Source organism: Carboxylicivirga marina (genome assembly GCF_016612505.1).
Lineage (GTDB): Bacteria > Bacteroidota > Bacteroidia > Bacteroidales > Marinilabiliaceae > Carboxylicivirga > Carboxylicivirga marina.
Map to the genome: position 1 here is coordinate 13,550 of NZ_JAENRR010000019.1, position 19,156 is coordinate 32,705.

Here is a 19,156-nt window from a genome sequence, read left to right on the forward strand (position 1 = left end):
CCTTACGTGCAGTAAGATGTTTTGAACTTGTAGTAAATAGTTACGAATCTATGACGAAACTAACAAATATACAGCAAACCAATTATTTCTCTGAAACACCTTTTGGTCACCTGATGCAAAAGCGTATTCATAAAGTACTATTGATTTGTAGTGGTTATGATGCTTTTATGCTTGATGAAGATGGGCGCATCGATGAGCAGATTTTTAATGAGTATGTATCATTAAACCTGCGTTATCCGCCTCAGTTTATCCATGTTGAAACATCAGAAGAAGCTTTGCAAGTGCTCGGATATGAGCAGATTGATTTGGTGATTACCATGCTAAGTATCGGAGGTATGGATCCATTCTCAATGGCTAAAAGAGTGAAGGAATCATATGGTGAAACACCAATTGTTGTATTAACGCCATTTTCACGTGAGGTATCGGTGCGTATGAGTCGCGAAGATACGAGTGCCATTGATTATGTATTTTGCTGGTTAGGCAACGCCGATATTATGCTCGCCATTATTAAGCTCATTGAAGATGAGATGAACGTGGAACACGATGTTGAAGAAGTGGGTGTGCAAACTATCTTACTGGTAGAAGATTCTGTTCGTTTCTATTCAAGTTATTTGCCATTGATCTATCGTATCATTCTTAAGCAGGCCAAGAAATTTATGGATGAAGGCCTGAATGAGCATCAAAAGATGATGCGAATGCGCGGACGTCCTAAGATTTTATTGGCACGTACCTATGAAGAGGCTGTTGAATTGTACGAGAAATATGAGGAGAATCTTTTGGGTATTATTTCGGATGTATCCTACAATAAAGATGGGGTGAAAGATACCGAAGCAGGCATTAAACTGGCCAGGCACGTCAAGGGACGGAACAAATACATGCCTTTCTTATTGCAATCGTCCAACCGTAGTCTGGAGCCCGTAGCTAAGGAATTAAAAGTAGCTTTTTTGTTTAAACATTCATCATCACTGTTACGGCGATTAAAGCATTTTATTAATAAATACCTGGCATTTGGGGACTTTGTTTTTGTCGATCCTAAAAGTGGCCAGGAAGTAGGACGGGTAAGTAACTTAAAGGAACTGCAAGAGAAGTTATTTCAAATACCAGATGAATCGCTTTTTTATCACTTTCAGCGCGATCATGTGTCCAAATGGCTAAATGCCAGAGCCCTGTTTGCAGTGGCCGAGGTCATAAAATATTTGAAAGTTGAGGATTTCAAGGACTTGGAAGCCACCAAGCGGTTTTTATTTGATACAATTGCTAATTTCCGATATAGTAAGGCTCGTGGTATTATTGCCAAGTTTTATCGCGAAAAATTTGATGAATACCTCACTTTTACGCGTATTGGCGAAGGTACAATTGGTGGTAAGGCACGAGGATTGGCATTTTTGAATCTGCTCATTAAAAAGTACAATGCTTTTCATTCGATAGATAATGTGGTTGTGACCATCCCACGTACGGTGGTTTTAAGTACTGATGTGTTTGATGAGTTTATGGAGGTAAATGAATTGTATCCATTGGCTTTGTCAGAAGTTTCAGATGAAGAAATATTGGATGTCTTCGTTAAGGCTCACTTACCGGAGCGTATTCATGGTGATTTATTTAAGTTTATATCTATTGCCAAGGGACCTATTGCTGTTCGTTCGTCCAGTGTATTAGAGGATAGTCACTACCAGCCATTTGCAGGCATTTACTCGACCTACATGATTGCCAATAGTGGCGAGGAAAATATTGTGCTTGAGCAATTGAGTAACGCCATTAAGTGTGTATACGCGTCAGCTTTTTATAATTCGAGCAAGCGATACATGGAAGCTACCATGAATGTGATTGATGAAGAGCGTATGGGTATTGTTTTACAGGAAGTGGTGGGACAAGAGCACGATGGTGTTTTTTATCCAACGATATCGGGTGTTGGGCGTTCAGTTAATTTTTACCCCATAGAGCCTGAGAAAGCAGAAGATGGAACTGTAAATGTGGCCATGGGGCTCGGAAAACATATTGTTGAAGGTAGTGCATCATTGCGATTTTCTCCAAAGTATCCGCAGAAGATCCTGCAGCTATCAAGTACTGATATGGCAGTTCGTGAAACACAAAAGAATTTCTTTGCACTCGATTTAAAGTCGTCAAGTTTTGTGCCTTCAGTGAATGACTCCATTAATATTATGAAACTGGATTTGAAAACGGCCGAGCAACACGGTACTCTTCGTTGGCTAGGTTCGGTATATGACTATAATAATCACATGATTCGTGATGGCTTAATGGCTAAAGGCCTGCGACTTGTCACCTTTGCGAATGTGTTAAAATACGATGCATTTCCTTTGGCTCCTATTATTGAAAAGGTGCTGGAGATTGGGCAGAAAGAGATGAATCAACCGGTAGAGGTGGAGTTTGCAGTTGATTTGCAGGTGCCGAAAGGTGAACCACCAGTGTTTTATCTGCTGCAAATACGTCCGATTGTAGATTCCAAAGAGTCAATTGTCGAGAAGTTGGAAGAGATTAAACCAGAAGAAACATTAGTTCATTCAAAGTCTGCTTTAGGTAATGGTGTTATCGACGATGTTGAGGATGTGATTTATATTAAAACCAGTACATTTAATCCCGCCAATAACACCAAGCTTGTGCCAATTATTGAACAATTAAATGCGCCGTTTCATACCAATGATAAGTCTTATATTTTAATAGGTCCTGGCAGATGGGGCTCGCAGGATTCGTGGTTAGGTGTACCTGTTAAATGGACCCAAATATCAGCTGCTCGCCTAATTGTTGAAATGGGGCTCGAAAACTATCGTGTTGATCCAAGTCAGGGAACGCATTTTTTTCAAAACTTAACCAGTTTAAGAGTTGGGTATTTTACAGTAACACCATCCATCGGAGATGGTTATGTTGATATGGATTACCTGGATAGCTTGCCGGCTGTATATGAAGATGAGTTCGTTCGCCATGTTAAATTACCGGTACAGTCAAGTGTTAAAATAGATGGGCAAAAAGGGATTGGAGTGGTGATGTCTTCGGATAAAGTAAGCAATGCGTCCGGTGATGATGATTCAGATTTTAATCTGCATTAATTAACCTGAAAAACAGAACGCTATGAATATCGAAAAATTCCTTTTAGAATTAGAAAAAAGCAATTTAAGCGAACCTGAATTTACGCAGAATGTTAGGGTGTTTTTAGCTTCTGTTCAAAATTATATATGTGATGATTTCAGGTTAGACAGTGCGGCGGTCATTGCACGCCTGTGCGAGCCCGATAAAGTCTTTATGTTTAAGGTGCCATGGATCAATGATGAAGGGAAAGTGATTGTTAGCCGTGGTTATCGTGTGCAATATAACAATGCATTAGGACCGTATAAAGGTGGACTTCGTTTTCACCCGGGAATAACCTTAGGAACAATTAAAATGTTAGCATTTGAGCAGGTGTTCAAAAACAGCTTGTCTTCATTACCATTGGGAGGTGCTATGGGAGGTGCTAATTTTGATCCTAAAGGAAAATCGGACGCAGAGGTGATGCGTTTTTGTCAAAGTTATATGCTGCAGCTATGGGATTTGCTTGGTGATGATGTGGATATTCTAGGTGGTGATGTGGGAGTTGGTAGTCGCGAAATTGGCTATCTGTTTGGTATGTACAAAAAGCTTAGTCATCAGCACAATGGCACTTTTACAGGTAAAGCACCGTATTGGGGTGGAACGCGTTTAAAAGGCGAATCTAATGGGTATGGTGTGGTGTACTATTTAAAGTCGCTATTAAAAAGACACAATGATAGCCTGGATGGAAAAAGGATTGCTGTTTCCGGATTTGGCAATTTGGCTTATGGAGTTATAAAAAAAGCAACAGCATTAGGTGCAAAAGTTATTTCCATCTCTGGTCCTGATGGGTATATACACGATCCGGATGGCATCAACGGGGATAAATTAGAGTATCTTTTAGAATTACGTGCTACCTCACAGGATTTGGTTCGTCCATTCTCAATGGAATTTCCGGGAACAATGTATTATGAAGGAAAGAAACCGTGGGAGCTTGAATGTGATATAGCCATTCCATGTGCTATTCAAAACGAAATTGATTCAACAGAAGTGCAGCAGTTGCTCAAGACTAAATGTATGTACATGATTGAAGGAGCCGATCAGGCATGCACTGCTGATGCTGTACAGGAGATATATAATAGCGATCTGGTTTATGTGCCGAGCAAGGCAGCAAATGTTGGAAGTGTGGCCATCTCAAGCCTTGAACTGGCACAGAACAATATGAAAGTATATTGGTCGGATTCAGAAATTGAAACGCGACTGCAAGATATTATGGAGCGAACCTATAATCTGTGCCGTAAGTATGGGCAAGACCAAAAGGGTAAAGTAAATTATTTACAAGGCGCTAATATTGCCTCTTTTAACCGGGTGGTTGAAGCAATGATTGATCAAGGGGTGGTATAAAAAAAGACCAACATGCGTCGGTCTTTTAATAATGGTTTGTACATCTTTTATTCACTCTTTGTAGGCACAATTAATGGCATGCCTTCGTGCAATGAAGCCGAAATATGCGTATAGATATAAGCGTCTATTTGATAAAACTGGGCTGCAACCTTAATGCTTAGCTGTTTTTTTAGCGTTTTATAATATTTGTAACGAAGACTAATTCTTTTCTTGTTAATCTTGACCCCTAGTTTTACTTTGTCATCCAGCTCATCTTCTGTGAGTTCGCCGCCTTTTTCAATTAATGATTTTAGAAAATCAATACGCTGATTACTTAAGGGCTTAAGCTCATTTTCATATTCATCATAAATAGACCAGAATGTCTCTGCTTCACTAGTTGATAATTCCATATTTTGAGCAAAGAAGACCTTTACCTCTGATTTTAAGATGGAGCCTATCAATCCAATTTCCTGATCCGTAGCTTGAGCTGACGAGTTTAAAAATACACCTATGCACAAGGCTGTAGCAAATAAAAACTTTTTCATAGTTTAATGTTAATTGATAAATTAGATTCGTATTTCAAACAATAAAGCTAAATGATTGTTTTATATTTGAATTATAAATGAAGCGTTTTATTGATAATAGCTCGTCTGTGAACGAGTTATTTATTTTTAACCCCTAATTAAATACTTATGAAAACAAAAGTGAGTTACTTAATCGCTATTGGTCTGCTTACCATAATGTATTCCTGCTACCCTGGAGGAGCAGAATACGTTGATGAATTGGATACCTCCATATCGAAGTACAGTCCTGATTATTTTGATGAACCATTGACAGGTAAATATTACTATCTGCCCGATGAGATATTGCATATTAAAGATGGGGAAGAAGTAGAAGATCCTGATCGTACACATGACGATGCCATACTGGCACAGGTAAATCAGCATTTACTTGATCTTGGAATGCAGGAGGCTGTTGCAGGTATAGATACTTCTATAGCCATCGCTATTTCGGCCATTGAGCAAAATAATTCAGGAGCAGCCTGGATTCCCGGTGGTGGATGGTGGGGCGGTTGGTATCCATGGTATCCCGGATGGGGATGGGGTGGATATTATCCTTGGTATCCTGTTTACTATAACTACAAAACAGGTAGTGTTCTAATTGAAATGGCAGATTATGAGTTAAAAGAAACCGAAGAGCCTCCTTTGATTTATTTTGGTGCTCTTGATGGTTTGTTGCAAGGTAGTGATGCCTATATAGGAGATCGACTTGAGAGAGGAATAGATGAATTATTCAGTCAAGCTCCCTTTTAACTAACATTTACCTCATTAAAAATTGTAGAAAATGAAATTACTAAAGTATATATTCATAGTTGCACTTACAGTAGTGGGTTTAGAGGTAAGTGCGCAGTCAAAAACCAATGCCTTTTATGGTATGGCTATGCCAGCAGGCGATACCAAAGATTATGTTGATCCAACAAGCTTTAGAGGTGCTAATATTGAATTCGAACGACTTGTTAGACCAAATATTGGTGTTGGTATTTTAGTTGGATGGAATACCTTTTATGAAGCAAAAGACCGTGCGACTTATAGTCTTGATAATATTGAAGGAGAAGCTAATGGTGCAATAACAAGTAATCAATACCGTTATTTAAATGCCATACCAATTCAGCTTACGGGAAAGTATTATTTAGGAAGTGATGATGCTATTATAAGACCGTTTATTGGTTTGGCAGGTGGTACTTATTATATGGAACAGCGGACAGATAATGGTTTATTCTCGACTTCATACAAAGGGTGGACCTGGTCAGTAGCTCCAAAAGCAGGAATATTGGTACCACTTAGTTATAATGCCAGCTTGGCTCTAAGTGTCGATTATAGTACATCCTTTAAAACTTCGGATTTGGGACAACAAAACTGGCTTGGTATTAATGTCGGTTTTAGCTGGGACTATTAAAATCATTTCTTGATATAACAAAAAAGCGAGTCGTAATTTAACGGCTCGCTTTTTTTTTGTTAATTCTCAGCATAAAAGAAGAGGTTGCACGGGGCAACCTCTATACACACAGGAATTGTTGGGAGGAAAATAACTCTCATAACGGTGTCAAAGGTCTTCTTTTAGGCCAACTAGCTAGTTACCTCTTTGTTATTTATAGATTAAATAAAGATTATCAAGTGATATTGGAACATCAATGCCAAAGTGGCACTGATTTTTCTACACTTAAGTCAAATTGACATGCGTTAAGTGTAAGAGACTGACAATCTGACTCATACCTCCTATTGGCATCATCATTGAACTACTGGGTGCAGAACTTAAAACAATTAAAAACTTAAATAATAGGAGATTTTAACATGAGACTAGTAAGATTTAACAACAGGTACCCGCAAACAGGAAGTTTACTGAATCACTTCTTTGGAAATGAATTATTACATGATTCTGACTTTTTAAAAGGCGGTCAGCATTTTAATACGCCAAAGGTGAACATTCAGGAATCGGATGACACATTTAGTATTGAAGTTGCAGCTCCCGGGTTTGATAAAAATGATTTTAATGTGGAGTTGGAAAATAATGTTTTGACCATTGAAGTGTCTAAGGAGGAGAAAAAAGAAGAAAAGAACTACTCTCACTATGAGTTTAGCTATGGTTCGTTTAAGCGTTCATTTACCCTGCCAAAGGATAAAGTGAAAGAGTCTGGTATTTTAGCAAAGTACGAGAACGGTATTTTAAATATCGAGATTCCTAAAAAGGATGAAGCTAAACCGAAACCAAAGCGATTAATTGAAATTGCTTAATGTTTCAGAGAATACTTTTCATAATGATGTGATAGGGGCTGCCATGTTGGTGGCCCTTTTTTTTGTAGGTGTTCAATAGTGTGAACTTGCCCTGATCGTTATCCTGCTAAAAACACATGGACAGAAATGTAATGCATGATAACGATTAATACAGTCGTCTCTTTTTGCGTGTATACTTTCCACCTACACTATTGAGTGGGTTGGCGCTTTCGCTGCAAGGCACAGCAGGGCGTCTTCCTCCCGAACGCATTCGCGTACGTTGATTAAATTCAAATATAAGAGATAGTTCATGAGCTCCTGCGGTAGACCATCCCAAGCTGCCAATGGTTATATCGTAACTATAGCCAACTCTGATTGGCCCCAGATCATAAGCCAACAAGGCAATGATGGCATCTTGATTAACAGCAGCGCTTTTATCAACTTTATTAATGAGTGGAAGACCGCGATACCAAACTCCAATCTCAAGAGGTGAATTGTGCCAGTATAAACCTAAATCCAATTGGTCAAATTCGGCCTGACGCTGATAACGAAAACTTGTAGAGAAGGCTCTGTTGGTTTTTCCGCGTCTGCGCTCACGCCAGATATTCATGCCGCCAAAAACGGTGTATTTAAGTTCAGCTTTTGACTCTTCATTCAAAAAAGTATAATTAGGTTTAGCCAGATGGTCAACAGTAAAACCTACCCAATACTTTGGTGAGTATAAAAATACCGAACTGGCTAAGTCGATGTAATGAACCTGTTCATTGGATAATCGATTATATGCCCCTGTTGAGCCTCCGCTAATTGGTGGCTGATCAGGAAAAATAGCTTTTGAAAAATCAACGGCTTTATTACCATAAGCAAACTGAACCGCTGGAATAATTTGCCAATAATCGGATATAATAAGGTTGTAAGAATATTGAAAGGCAGCATTGGTGGTTGTTAGTCCGGCACTTCCTGCCTTATCTTGCATCAGATAAAAACCAATACCACTATTAAATGAAGGGAAGAAATTATCAAATGAAATAGCATAAGTCGAAAAGGCATTAGATACTTCGGGCCACTGATTGCGATAGTTGACAATTAACCGACCACCATCGGTTGCGCCTGCTAATGACGGACTTAAATACAGTGGGTTGGCATAGAATTGTGAGAAATGTGGATCCTGTGCTTTGGTAATCACTGTCGATAACAGCAATAATATGTATAGTGCTTTTTTCATTACCTAAATAGTGTTACATCACCAGTTTTAATTTCAATATTACCGTTTGAATAACGGCACTTTACTTTCCAGATATATACGCCACCTGCACATATTTTATCACGATGATAGCCATCCCAGCCGATATTAATATCCTGACTTTCAAATATCATTTCGCCCCATCGCGTGTAAATTCTTAACTCATATTCAACTATACCTTCATGTACAAATGGATAAAACACAAAGTTATCAGAGGAACCTGGTTTGTAATATCCGCCTGATGAGCCAGCTGGATTTGGTGTAAAAGCATTCGGAAAACTGATGCTTCCGGCTTCTTCGGCAATAACCGCTTCCCGAATGACGAATTCATCAGAACAGCCTTGGTCGTTTGTTGCCAGTAGGGATGCATCATAAACACCAGCCTCTTCATACTGATATTGTATCGAATGCTCAGTTGAACTTTGACCATCACCAAAGTTCCATAAATAGCTGGTCGCACCTTCCGACAGGTTAATAAATGAAACTGTCTCAGGTAGTTTTACCAGGGTTGGTCTGACTTCAAAATTAGCCAAGGGTTTCTCATATACCCATACTTCTACCTTATCCGACTCAATAAGTCCACCTGGTCCTTCGGCCATGAGTTTAACTTTATATTTGCCAGATGTATGATACGTATGTTTGGGCTCTTTTTCAGATGAAACATTACCATCACCAAAATCCCAAAAATAGTTATGTGCATCGATGGTATTGTTGTAAAATTGCACATCGAGTGGCGGACAACCTTCAGCATCGGGACCATAATCTATAGCTGGTAAGGTTGGGTAAATGGTGACGAGTTGCATCAACGAATCGGCACAATGCTCCCCATTCACTTTAAGCCATACTTCATACTCTCCGGATACAGCGTAGGTATGTGTGCCAGGATTTTTGGTGTCGTTGGATTGAGTGTCACCAAAATGCCAGTTGTAGTTCCAGTTGCTGCCTTTTGTTAAGTTTTCAATATAGATTGTTGACTCAGGCATTTGTAATTCAGTTGGATTAATGGTGTATTCGGGTACTGGACGACGGTGAACAGTCGCGCTTGTGTATGTGGTGTCGCTACAACCGTATGATGATTCTGCAATCATTTGCACTTCATAATTCTGATCAGTCAGAGTGCTGTTAATGTATTCATTATGTCCGTTAAACGCACTCGATGTATTTCCATCTCCAAAATCCCAGCTAAACTGGTTAGCTCCAATTGAGTTGTTAAGCAGGCTTTCGAAATAGGGTGTACAGCCAGCAGCGCCATCGGAAATAGAAGCAGTTACTTTTGGAAATACATTTAAATGATGTGTACTCGAATCCTTACAGCCATATGCATTCTCAACCAATAGGCTTGGGGAGAAAGAAATAGGAGCCAGTTCTGGATTGCTATAAGTATGCGATATGTCAGAAGAACCATTTTCTTCTGACATTTCGCCATTATCAAAATACCAGGTGCTTGTGTTGGCACCAGATGAATGGTTAGACAGTAAAACATTTAGTGGTGAACATCCTTCGTTGTCTGATAACTCAAAAGCACAGGTTGGTGAAGGCAGAACTTTTATGCTTGACTCTGAGGAATCGCGGCAACCAAAGGCTGAACTTGTGTGTAGCTTAATTGTATATTCTTTAGGTTCGGAGTTGGTGTTTTCAAAAAGATGTGTTGCAATATTGGCGCCATCGAGTGTTTGGCCATTACCAAAATCCCAATGGTAAGAGTAAGCGCCAGGTTCGGCCAACATATCTACTTTCAATGGATGACAGCCTTCTTGCGGCGATGTTTCGAAGTTATATTTCACCAAAGGATAAACCGTTATAAATTTATCTAAGGTATCGCGACAACCATAATTATTACTGGCAATTAATTCGATATTAAATGATTGAACGTAATGCTCTTTGTTAACAAATGTATGGCTCGTATTTTCTGTTATGGCGCTCTCTCCATCACCAAAATTCCATCCGTACGAATTGGCACCTTCCGATTGATTGATGAAATCTATTTCGTGAGGGCTACAGGCTGGTTCTTCATCATTATTGAACTGTGCAATTGGTGTTGGTAATACGTTAATTGAAAATTGGCCAGTATCTACACACCCAAAACTATTTGAAGCTATCAGCTCTATGTTATAATCGACCGGTTCAAAAGTGTTGTTTGTAAATGTGTGTTCTGGTGCTTCTTTGTTGGAGATAAAACCATCACCAAAATCCCAAAAATATGTTTCAGAATTGGCTGAAGTATTATCGAAAGAAACAACAGCAGGACTACAAATACCTGAATTAAAAGGCCCAATACTTGCATTGGGAACAGGGTAGAAATCTATTGTTACAACATCTTCAGAGATACAGCCATTGTTATCTTCAACCCATTGGAATTCATACTTATCGGGAGCAGAAACACTTACTGATGTTAAGGAAAGTGAAGCATCATCAAATGAGGCTGTTCCTCCGCCAGAAAGTTGTAACCATGTTCCTGTACCAATGCTGGGTGTGGCTATTAGCTCGTACTTGAGTGCGCAAGTGTCGGCATCTTCCATAACCGTTGGTTGCGGGATTTCAATAAAAGATATGGTAACTTCATCAACATCAACACAACCATTATTTTCCTCCGACCAGGCAAACACATAGTCTCCATATTGATCAACGGTAACCAGTGTGTTAGGCTCGTTTATATCATCAAAACTAACAGAGCCAGCACCTGTTGTGAGACTCCATTGGCCAGCACCTACATTAGGTACTGCTTGTAATGTATAGCTTAAGCCGCATGCATTATCGTTGGCTCCAGCCTGGCTTGCAGGTTGCTCATGCACATATACATATACGCTGTCGATATCTTCACAGCCATAAGAGTCGCGTACCATGTATTGATATTTGTACACGCCCGGGCTTGTTGAGTTGAAAACTGGGTTTTCGATGTCAGTGGCCGAAAGCAGATCGCTTCTGTCGCCACTCCATTCGTGAAAAACAAATGTGCCTGAACCGCCACTTGGATTCGGATTTAATGTTTGAGTCAACCCCGAGCATAAGGTTATTTCTTTATTCAAAAACTGAATGCTGACAGAATCTACGCCAATTGTAATATTTTGCTCATCGTAGCAACCATTGTTGTCGGTAACACGATAAGTTAATACATAAGTACCTTCGTCAACCGTTTCGAATATTGGATTATCAATAGTTGTGTTGTTCAGTGGGCTTGTATCTCCCTGCCAAAGATGTGTGTATGGGAGTTGTCCTTGAGTTGGATTACCATCTATTGGTAATTGGGTTCCAGGGCATAAATGAGCTTCAGGTCCCAGTGAAATATTCGCTTCAGGGGAGTCTAATACAGTAATTGAAACGGTTCCTGTGGCACTGCAACTATTTCCATCCTCGACATAATAGCTGATTATGTGCGTGCCGGGTCCAGCATCACTTGGTGAGAATTCACCTGCCCATTCATCCGTGATTCCATCGCCCGACCACTGCCCGCCAGGAGTAGCTGGAGTTAAGGTGATAGGATTGTCATTTTCACAGAATGGGCCCACGGGCGTTATACTTCCATCAGGATCGTCAACGATTAAAACTATTGCTGTGGTACTAACTGGATCGTACCCCTGGTCATAAGGGTTACAATAGTTCCAGTTATTTAAAGTGATCTCAAACTCATCGCCCACCGCTCTGTCATTAGGTACGAATATTGGCATTGCTTCATTCCATGGGGCTGTTGGTGCTAATATTGGTTCTGAGGTAACATCAATTGAGCCGGAAAAGGGGTAAGTTCGAACTGATCCATTGACTCTGGCGTTATCGATAAAATTACCAGCTCCACTGTTGGTGCCGTATATCCATTGAATCCACCTTTTGTGGTCATTAGGTAAATCATTTTCATCAGGCGGAACACAGTTCCACTGGCTGTTGTCCATAAAGGTAACACTGCCACTATTGCCTACGCATATTGGATATACCCGAGGGTCAATTGAGATTTCACCACCATTCTTATCATCCATATCCCATACAGTAACAATTTGTTCCTGCATGGTGCTGGTACATACTACACCATCAACTACAAGTGCAACGGTGGGGTGATAATTGCACTCATCGCCACCTATAGGATATATATGATTAAGAGAAACGGTCCACTCTGCTAGGCTAACATCAGTGAGTGTAGCATCAATAGTTTCAAGAGCAGTGCCATCATTCCAGTCAAACTGCATTTGTACATTACCTGTACCGCCATCGTTGACGCCCCTGTAAACGACGTCCCACGTTACCGATACTGGTGCGCAAAGTTTGTCTGGTATAATATCATTAGCTTTCGAGGTAATATTGCACGTTTGTGCATAGCCACGAATACTAACAACAACCGACAACACTATTAAAATTGCTTTAATTTTACCGTCCATAAGCATTTTTAATCCAAGTTGACCTGTTATATTATTAGTTAACAGGAATATGTTATTTTATTGTTCTATTACGATTTATATCATTATTTATTGCACTGATTTATATCACGCATTGGATGGTTTTGGTCAAAAGGTGAGTTTAATCATTTTTTTTCTTCGAAAGTGTTCCAAAATTTACATTTCTGAATTCAAGAATTACTCCCTGAGAATTCCAATATTGCTATTGACTTACTGTCGGTACTACGCATTCATTTGCATTTAGGTTCCGATAAATGGCAACTTTTTCAGAAACAAACTAAAAGGAAATCAACAATGATGAATAAATTAATTGCAAGAACACTACCTTATTTTCCGAAGAAATTCGTGTGGATTTTTTCAAAGAAATACATTGCAGGTGAGACGATTGATGAAGCGGTATTAGCTTCAAAGCAACTGAATGAAAAAAACATGATGATAACTGTTGATCTCCTTGGTGAATTTATTACCAATATGGATCAGGCGCGTGCTAATAAGGATGAATATCTGCAGATTATTGAGCGTTTTGAGAAGGAAAAAATCGATGGTAACTATTCTTTAAAACCGACGAGCTTTGGATTGTTGTTAGATAAGGAGTTATCCTGCCAATATATACGTGAGATTGTGGAAAAGGCTGCCTCATATGGCAATTTTGTCCGTGTCGATATGGAAGACTCTAAATGTGTTGATCTTGAATTAGAATTATTCCGAAAGTTAAAGGCTGAATTTCCCAAACATGTGGGCTTGGTATTTCAGGCGTATTTGCGCCGTACTTTAACTGACCTTGAAGATTTAATGGATATACATACCGAAGAAACACCGATTAATTACCGTTTGTGTAAAGGTATTTATGTTGAGCCAAAAGAGATTGCTTTTAAAGATTATCATGAAGTAAATGAGCACTACCTTAAGGACCTGGAGTATCTACTAAAGAATAAAGTATATGTAGGTATTGCAACACACGATCGTAAGCTGGTTGAAGGGGCCATTAAAATTATTGAAGAAAACAATATTCCTCAGGAACAGTTTGAGTTTCAGATGTTATATGGTGTAACACCGGAATTACGAAGTGAAATATTGAAGAAGGGTTTTAAAATGAGAGTGTATGTGCCTTATGGGAAGGATTGGTTTGGATATAGTACACGTCGTTTAAAAGAAAATCCAAAGATGGCCAACCACATTATTAAATCGTTATTTATAAAGGGGTAATTCTACTAATATAATATTGACAATGGCATCCAGAGCAATAGATGCCATTTTTTGTTTATGTGCGTTGCGACTACTGTTTGAAGATTCCCAGTTTCTTATAGAATACACTTTGAAAAAGCCCACGACCCAACATAAAGCAGTTCATAGCTAACCATAAAGCATGATTGCCAATGCTTTCTTTCATGGAGTAAAAAAGCAAGAAGAAAATAACTGTTGCAAGGAGCATGGTGTTGCGCATTAATCGCGAAGCTGTGGCGCCAATATAAATACCATCCCATATAAATGACGAAAAACCTGTAATTGGTAAAATTATTAGCCAGGGCAAATAGGTTTGAGCGGTATTCATCACATCTGGCTGGTTTGTAAATAACATTAGTATGTACTTTCCGCCGATACCGTATATGCCTATAAATACTAATGCGAAAAAGGCTCCCCAAGCAAATAAATACTTGACGGTTCTCTTAACTTCCTTAATATTTCGGCTCCCTGTAAATTTTCCAACCAATGCTTCAGCGGCATAGGCAAATCCATCGAGGAAATAGGAGAATAAAAATAGGAACTGTAATAAGGCACTGTTGGCCGCCAGTATTAAGTCGCCAGTGCCCGCCGATTTGGAGGTGAAGAAGGTAAAGACGACAATGATGCACAAGGTGCGTAAGAAAATGTCACTACTGACATTCAGAAAACTCAATAAGCCTGTCTTATCTAGTATATCTTTAAAACTAAATTCAGATAAAATGTAGCGGTATTTTTTTAAGAAAAGTGCGATGGAAAGAGCAAATCCAACAATGTTAGCGATAACAGAGCCAAGTGCCACACCTTCCACTTTCATTCCTAATATTTTAACAAAGAAAAATGAAGATAGGATATTCACCGCATTAATCGTTATTGAAATAATCATTGGGTAGATGGCATTCTGCATGCCTAAAAACCAGCCATTAATTACCATTAGTGATATGGCAAGGGGGGCAGCCCATATTCTTACGTAAAAATAATCGGCAGCTAATGCCTTTACTTCCTGACTACCTTCCAGAATATTAAGACTGAGAGAAACCACACCTTTTTGTAGAAGCAACAATAGTAATCCTGCACTCATCGCTAAAAACAAGCCTCTGAAAAGCATCATGGCCATCTCTTTTTTGCTGTCTCGTCCAAAGGCCTGAGCTGCCATGCCACTTAAGCTCATTCTTAAAAAGGCGAAACCCCAGTAGACGAAATTGAAAATAACACCACCCAGAGCAACGGCTCCCATAAATACAGAGGAATCCTGGTAGCCCATCAGGTGCATGTCAACCATGCCCAGAAGCGGAACGGTCAGGTTGGTTAATATATTCGGAATGGCAAGCTTAAGTATGTCTTTATTCATAGTGTGAGAACTCTGAGGACGAAGATAGTTTTATTTGGTGAAAATAAGAATGAGAATAAAAGGCTAATAACTAAGCTGTTTAAAAGAAATATCAAAATAAAAGACAAAAATATCCTTATTTTATTTGGACTAATTCCAAATAGTTTTTAGATTTGAATCGTTATTATAATTTTAAACCTAGTAACTACAATAATATGGCATTCGAATTACCAAAACTTGAATATGCATACGACGCATTAGAACCGCATATCGATGCGCGTACAATGGAAATACATTATACAAAGCACCACGCAGCATACACTAATAATTTAAATGCAGCTTTTGAAGGAAGTGACTTAGCAGGAAAAAGTATTGAGGATATTTTAGCGAATATTTCTCAACACTCGGTTGCGATTCGTAACAATGGCGGTGGTTTTTATAATCATAATTTATTTTGGACAGTGATGTCTCCAAATGGAGGTGGCGCACCTAATGGTGAATTAGCAGAAGCAATAACTAAGGCTTTTGGCTCATTTGATGCCTTTAAAGATACATTCAATAAAGCCGCAGCAACGCGTTTCGGCTCAGGCTGGGCGTGGTTGGTAAAGCAGGCTGATGGTTCATTAGCTGTTACGTCATCGGCCAACCAGGATAATCCACTAATGGATATTGCTGATGTAAAAGGAACTCCAATTTTAGGATTGGATGTATGGGAGCATGCTTATTACTTACACTATCAAAATAGACGTCCTGACTATATTGGCGCGTTCTGGAATGTTGTCAATTGGGACGAAGTAACAAGACGTTTTAAAGTTTAGTTTGTTCATTTTGTCTGGGAAAAAAAGGGGATTCAAACGTGAATTCCCTTTTTGTTTTTTTATTAATTAGTCAAAACATAACTTTGGTGAGTTTGTTTAATTCGCAGACAAATATTTAAAACGAACAGATATGAACTTTGAATTACCAAAATTGCCGTATGCGTTAGATGCACTTGAGCCTGTTATCTCGAAGAAAACCATGGACTTTCACTATGGAAAGCACCATCAGGCCTATGTTAATAACTTAAATAAGCTGGTTAAAGGAACTGAGTTTGAAAATGCCGATTTAGAAACAATAGTGAAAAAGTCAGAAGGTGGCATTTTCAATAACGGAGCTCAGGTTTGGAATCATACATTCTACTTTATGTCTTTCAAACCTAATGGAGGAGGCGTGCCAACAGGTGCACTGGCTGAAGCTATCAATTCTTCATTTGGTTCATTCGATAAATTTAAAGAAGAGTTTTCGGCAGCAGCAGCTACTGTATTTGGTTCGGGGTGGGCCTGGTTGGTTAAAAAAGCTGATGGTTCACTGGCTATCGTTAAAGAAAGTAATGCGGGTAACCCATTACGTGATGGCTTAACGCCAATTTTAACCTGTGATGTTTGGGAGCATGCTTACTATCTTGATAAGCAAAATCTTCGTCCAAAATATATTCAGGAGTTCTTTGATATTCTTGACTGGGACCTTGTGTCGGCAAGATACTAATACCTGTAATTTAAAACGATTATAAGCGAGACTTGAAAACAAATTTTGTATATTAAGTCTCGCTTTTTTGTACCCTATAAACAATAACTAAAAATTGATTTTATGCTTAAAGATTTAATTCTTAAGAATCGGAGTTACAGACGGTTCTATCAAGATGAAGTGATTGAGATGGAAACATTACATGAGCTCGTCGATCTAGCTCGTCTGTCACCTTCAGCACGTAACGCCCAGCCCTTAAAATATTTTTTATCTAATACACCTGAGCTAAATGATAAGATATTTCCACACTTATCGTGGGCCGGCTATTTAAAAGATTGGCAAGGGCCAGATAAAGGAGAACAGCCTGCAGCTTACATCGTAGTTCTTAATGATACCGATATTTCAGCCAATTATTTTTGTGATGATGGTATTGCATCTCAAAGCATATTGTTAGGTGCTGTTGAAAAAGGATTAGGCGGTTGTATTATTGGTTCGTTAAATCGTTTACAGTTACAACGAGAACTACGTTTGTCTGATAATTTAAAAATAGTGCACATTATTGCTATTGGTAAACCGAAAGAAGAAGTTCAGATTGAAGAAATGAATGAAGGCAATATTAAGTATTGGCGCGATGTTCAAAAAGTCCATCATGTTCCAAAGCGTGAGCTGAAAAATATTATTGTTTAAGCCTTATATTATGTAATTGTAAAGCCCGGTACTCAATTGTATCGGGCTTTTTCTTTTGATTCATTTCCAACCAAATAGTAGTCTGGTTTGTTGTATGTAATGTAGTTGTTTTTTGTTCATCATAAACTTAAGCCATGCGAATTCAATACCTGATTGCCTTAGTTGTGTTTTTAGTGCCAATCACTTTATTCTCACAAATAAATAAAACAGATTCGGTACGTATTACTGGTGTAGTATTTGAGCAGGATAGCCTCAATACTCTTCCGTATTCACGTTTTAATTTGGATGCAAAGAGCTTTGCTTCTGATGAAAAAGGACAGTTTTCATTTTGGGCACAACAAGGCGAGGTTGTCAGGTTCTCGCACATGGGTTTTAAAGATACTTACATTCAGGTCGATGATTCACTCAAGCATAAGAACTACATGTTGGGTGTTTTTCTTACACGCGATACATTTCTTATTAGTGAGGTAATTGTGATGCCTCGATACGAGAATATTGCTTTGCAGGCTAAGACCATGCCTTTAGTGATTACACCTGAGCAAGCTTATGCTACAAATAATATTCGTTCATCAACTCATCAGGCGCTTACACAAACGCCCATCCGTATGGATGCAGAAATGAACCACCGTATGGTGCTGCAAGAACGAACCTGGAGCACGGTTTATAAAACACAGATTCCTCCAGGAAAAACCATTGGGGTAAGCTCAGAAAATATGGCACAAATGCGTTTGTTTATTCCACAAAATGAGCAACGCATTCAAGAGATTACGCTTCAGCCGCTTAATCGTAATGAGTTGGACCTAATTCTGAGAATTTATGAGCAGCAACAAGCTAAAAATGTGCCTGTCGAATAACATATATTTATAATGCTACAAAATCAGATAAATATCAGTAATAATTTAAAAGAAAATAATCACTTTTGCATTCCCAAAAGTTTGTTCGATCAAAAGCAATACAATGGAATTTACATTAAATGGAAATAAAGGATATACGAAAGTTGAATCATACGATGATGAAACAACTAAAGAATTATCCGACAACTATCATAAAATAATTGAAACATTGGGTGAAGACCCTAATCGTGAAGGTCTTGAAAAAACACCACTGAGGGTGGCCAAGGCCATGCAGTTTCTGACCCAGGGTTATCATATGGATCCTGAGGAGATTATTAAGTCGGCCATGTTTCGTGAAGATTATCGACAAATGGTTGTGGTGAAGGATATTGAGTTGTATTCTATGTGTGAGCATCATATGCTTCCTTTTTTTGGCAAAGCACATGTCGCTTATATTCCACGTCACCATATAACTGGTTTAAGTAAGTTGGCACGCGTAGTTGAAGCTTTTGCTCGTCGTTTGCAGGTCCAGGAACGTTTAACCACACAGATTAAAGATTGTATTCAAAATACGCTTAACCCTTTAGGTGTAGCAGTTGTGATTGAAGCACAACATATGTGTATGCAGATGCGAGGGGTTCAGAAGCAGCACTCAGTTACTACGACCTCTGATTTTACAGGTGCTTTTCAGAAGAACCTGGCGACAAGAGAAGAGTTTATGAAGATAATTAGCTCAGGACTTCATTAGGAGTTGCCCGAGTAAAAGAATAAATAAAATGGCCATCGTT

At 38.9% G+C, this 19,156-nt stretch carries 15 protein-coding genes; 11 read left to right on the forward strand and 4 right to left on the reverse strand.

What is annotated here, in order from left to right; all coding sequences use genetic code 11:
* Nucleotides 1–50 precede the first annotated feature (50 nt).
* Nucleotides 51–3,062: a PEP/pyruvate-binding domain-containing protein gene (locus JIV24_RS09805; protein ID WP_200464854.1), complete on the forward strand. Its 3,012-nt coding sequence runs from the start codon at nt 51–53 to the stop codon at nt 3,060–3,062.
* 22 nt (nt 3,063–3,084) lie between these two features.
* Nucleotides 3,085–4,422: an NADP-specific glutamate dehydrogenase gene (gene gdhA, locus JIV24_RS09810; protein ID WP_200464855.1), complete on the forward strand. Its 1,338-nt coding sequence runs from the start codon at nt 3,085–3,087 to the stop codon at nt 4,420–4,422.
* A gap of 47 nt (nt 4,423–4,469) precedes the next feature.
* Here the strand turns inward: gdhA and JIV24_RS09815 are convergent, their stop codons facing one another.
* Nucleotides 4,470–4,946, reverse strand: coding sequence for a hypothetical protein (locus JIV24_RS09815; RefSeq protein ID WP_200464856.1), 477 nt, complete (start codon nt 4,944–4,946; stop codon nt 4,470–4,472).
* Nucleotides 4,947–5,093: 147 nt separating this feature from the next.
* Here JIV24_RS09815 and JIV24_RS09820 point away from each other — a divergent pair, with 147 nt between their 5' ends.
* From JIV24_RS09820 to JIV24_RS09830, 3 genes are all read left to right on the forward strand, one after another.
* Nucleotides 5,094–5,714 carry a DUF4136 domain-containing protein gene (locus JIV24_RS09820; RefSeq protein WP_200464857.1) on the forward strand — a complete coding sequence of 207 codons (621 nt, stop codon included), beginning with the start codon at nt 5,094–5,096 and terminating at the stop codon, nt 5,712–5,714.
* Nucleotides 5,715–5,745: 31 nt separating this feature from the next.
* Complete coding sequence (locus tag JIV24_RS09825; RefSeq protein WP_200464858.1) at nt 5,746–6,357, forward strand: porin family protein; 612 nt, start codon at nt 5,746–5,748, stop codon at nt 6,355–6,357.
* Nucleotides 6,358–6,752: 395 nt separating this feature from the next.
* Nucleotides 6,753–7,193 (forward strand): Hsp20/alpha crystallin family protein, encoded by a 441-nt coding sequence (locus JIV24_RS09830; RefSeq protein WP_200464859.1) that lies wholly within the window; start codon nt 6,753–6,755, stop codon nt 7,191–7,193.
* 145 nt (nt 7,194–7,338) lie between these two features.
* Here JIV24_RS09830 and JIV24_RS09835 read toward each other — a convergent pair whose 3' ends face one another.
* Together JIV24_RS09835 and JIV24_RS09840 are read right to left on the reverse strand one after the other, a co-directional pair.
* Nucleotides 7,339–8,394: a PorP/SprF family type IX secretion system membrane protein gene (locus tag JIV24_RS09835; protein ID WP_200464860.1), complete on the reverse strand. Its 1,056-nt coding sequence runs from the start codon at nt 8,392–8,394 to the stop codon at nt 7,339–7,341.
* Nucleotides 8,394–12,776 (reverse strand): PKD domain-containing protein, encoded by a 4,383-nt coding sequence (locus tag JIV24_RS09840; protein ID WP_200464861.1) that lies wholly within the window; start codon nt 12,774–12,776, stop codon nt 8,394–8,396. The genes JIV24_RS09835 and JIV24_RS09840 overlap by 1 nt, the downstream gene beginning before the upstream one ends.
* 312 nt (nt 12,777–13,088) lie before the next feature.
* Here JIV24_RS09840 and JIV24_RS09845 point away from each other — a divergent pair, with 312 nt between their 5' ends.
* Nucleotides 13,089–14,000, forward strand: a complete 912-nt coding sequence (locus tag JIV24_RS09845) for a proline dehydrogenase family protein (RefSeq protein WP_200464862.1) — start codon at nt 13,089–13,091, stop codon at nt 13,998–14,000.
* 70 nt (nt 14,001–14,070) lie between these two features.
* Here the strand turns inward: JIV24_RS09845 and JIV24_RS09850 are convergent, their stop codons facing one another.
* Nucleotides 14,071–15,366: an MATE family efflux transporter gene (locus JIV24_RS09850; RefSeq protein WP_200464863.1), complete on the reverse strand. Its 1,296-nt coding sequence runs from the start codon at nt 15,364–15,366 to the stop codon at nt 14,071–14,073.
* A gap of 194 nt (nt 15,367–15,560) precedes the next feature.
* Between JIV24_RS09850 and JIV24_RS09855 the strand changes: the two genes are divergently transcribed.
* From JIV24_RS09855 to folE, 5 genes are all read left to right on the forward strand, one after another.
* A complete protein-coding gene (locus tag JIV24_RS09855) occupies nt 15,561–16,163 on the forward strand; it encodes a superoxide dismutase (protein WP_200464864.1) in 603 nt (200 codons plus the stop codon).
* A 130-nt stretch (nt 16,164–16,293) separates the two neighbouring features.
* A complete protein-coding gene (locus tag JIV24_RS09860; protein ID WP_200464865.1) occupies nt 16,294–16,869 on the forward strand; it encodes a superoxide dismutase in 576 nt (191 codons plus the stop codon).
* 102 nt (nt 16,870–16,971) lie between these two features.
* Nucleotides 16,972–17,535 carry a nitroreductase family protein gene (locus JIV24_RS09865; RefSeq protein ID WP_200464866.1) on the forward strand — a complete coding sequence of 188 codons (564 nt, stop codon included), beginning with the start codon at nt 16,972–16,974 and terminating at the stop codon, nt 17,533–17,535.
* 134 nt (nt 17,536–17,669) lie between these two features.
* Complete coding sequence (locus JIV24_RS09870; RefSeq protein WP_200464867.1) at nt 17,670–18,389, forward strand: peptidase associated/transthyretin-like domain-containing protein; 720 nt, start codon at nt 17,670–17,672, stop codon at nt 18,387–18,389.
* Nucleotides 18,390–18,492: 103 nt separating this feature from the next.
* On the forward strand, nt 18,493–19,116 hold the full coding sequence (gene folE, locus JIV24_RS09875) for a GTP cyclohydrolase I FolE (protein WP_200464868.1): 624 nt from the start codon (nt 18,493–18,495) through the stop codon (nt 19,114–19,116).
* Nucleotides 19,117–19,156 lie beyond the last annotated feature (40 nt).

Coding starts and splice junctions, on each gene's coding strand:
- JIV24_RS09850 (WP_200464863.1), bottom strand. CDS start 15,366: ATGAATAAAGACATACTTAAGCTTGCCATTCCGAATATATTAACCAAC.
- folE (WP_200464868.1), top strand. CDS start 18,493: ATGGAATTTACATTAAATGGAAATAAAGGATATACGAAAGTTGAATCA.
- JIV24_RS09855 (WP_200464864.1), top strand. CDS start 15,561: ATGGCATTCGAATTACCAAAACTTGAATATGCATACGACGCATTAGAA.
- JIV24_RS09845 (WP_200464862.1), top strand. CDS start 13,089: ATGATGAATAAATTAATTGCAAGAACACTACCTTATTTTCCGAAGAAA.
- JIV24_RS09865 (WP_200464866.1), top strand. CDS start 16,972: ATGCTTAAAGATTTAATTCTTAAGAATCGGAGTTACAGACGGTTCTAT.
- JIV24_RS09830 (WP_200464859.1), top strand. CDS start 6,753: ATGAGACTAGTAAGATTTAACAACAGGTACCCGCAAACAGGAAGTTTA.
- JIV24_RS09825 (WP_200464858.1), top strand. CDS start 5,746: ATGAAATTACTAAAGTATATATTCATAGTTGCACTTACAGTAGTGGGT.
- gdhA (WP_200464855.1), top strand. CDS start 3,085: ATGAATATCGAAAAATTCCTTTTAGAATTAGAAAAAAGCAATTTAAGC.
- JIV24_RS09870 (WP_200464867.1), top strand. CDS start 17,670: ATGCGAATTCAATACCTGATTGCCTTAGTTGTGTTTTTAGTGCCAATC.
- JIV24_RS09835 (WP_200464860.1), bottom strand. CDS start 8,394: ATGAAAAAAGCACTATACATATTATTGCTGTTATCGACAGTGATTACC.
- JIV24_RS09820 (WP_200464857.1), top strand. CDS start 5,094: ATGAAAACAAAAGTGAGTTACTTAATCGCTATTGGTCTGCTTACCATA.
- JIV24_RS09840 (WP_200464861.1), bottom strand. CDS start 12,776: ATGGACGGTAAAATTAAAGCAATTTTAATAGTGTTGTCGGTTGTTGTT.
- JIV24_RS09805 (WP_200464854.1), top strand. CDS start 51: ATGACGAAACTAACAAATATACAGCAAACCAATTATTTCTCTGAAACA.
- JIV24_RS09815 (WP_200464856.1), bottom strand. CDS start 4,946: ATGAAAAAGTTTTTATTTGCTACAGCCTTGTGCATAGGTGTATTTTTA.
- JIV24_RS09860 (WP_200464865.1), top strand. CDS start 16,294: ATGAACTTTGAATTACCAAAATTGCCGTATGCGTTAGATGCACTTGAG.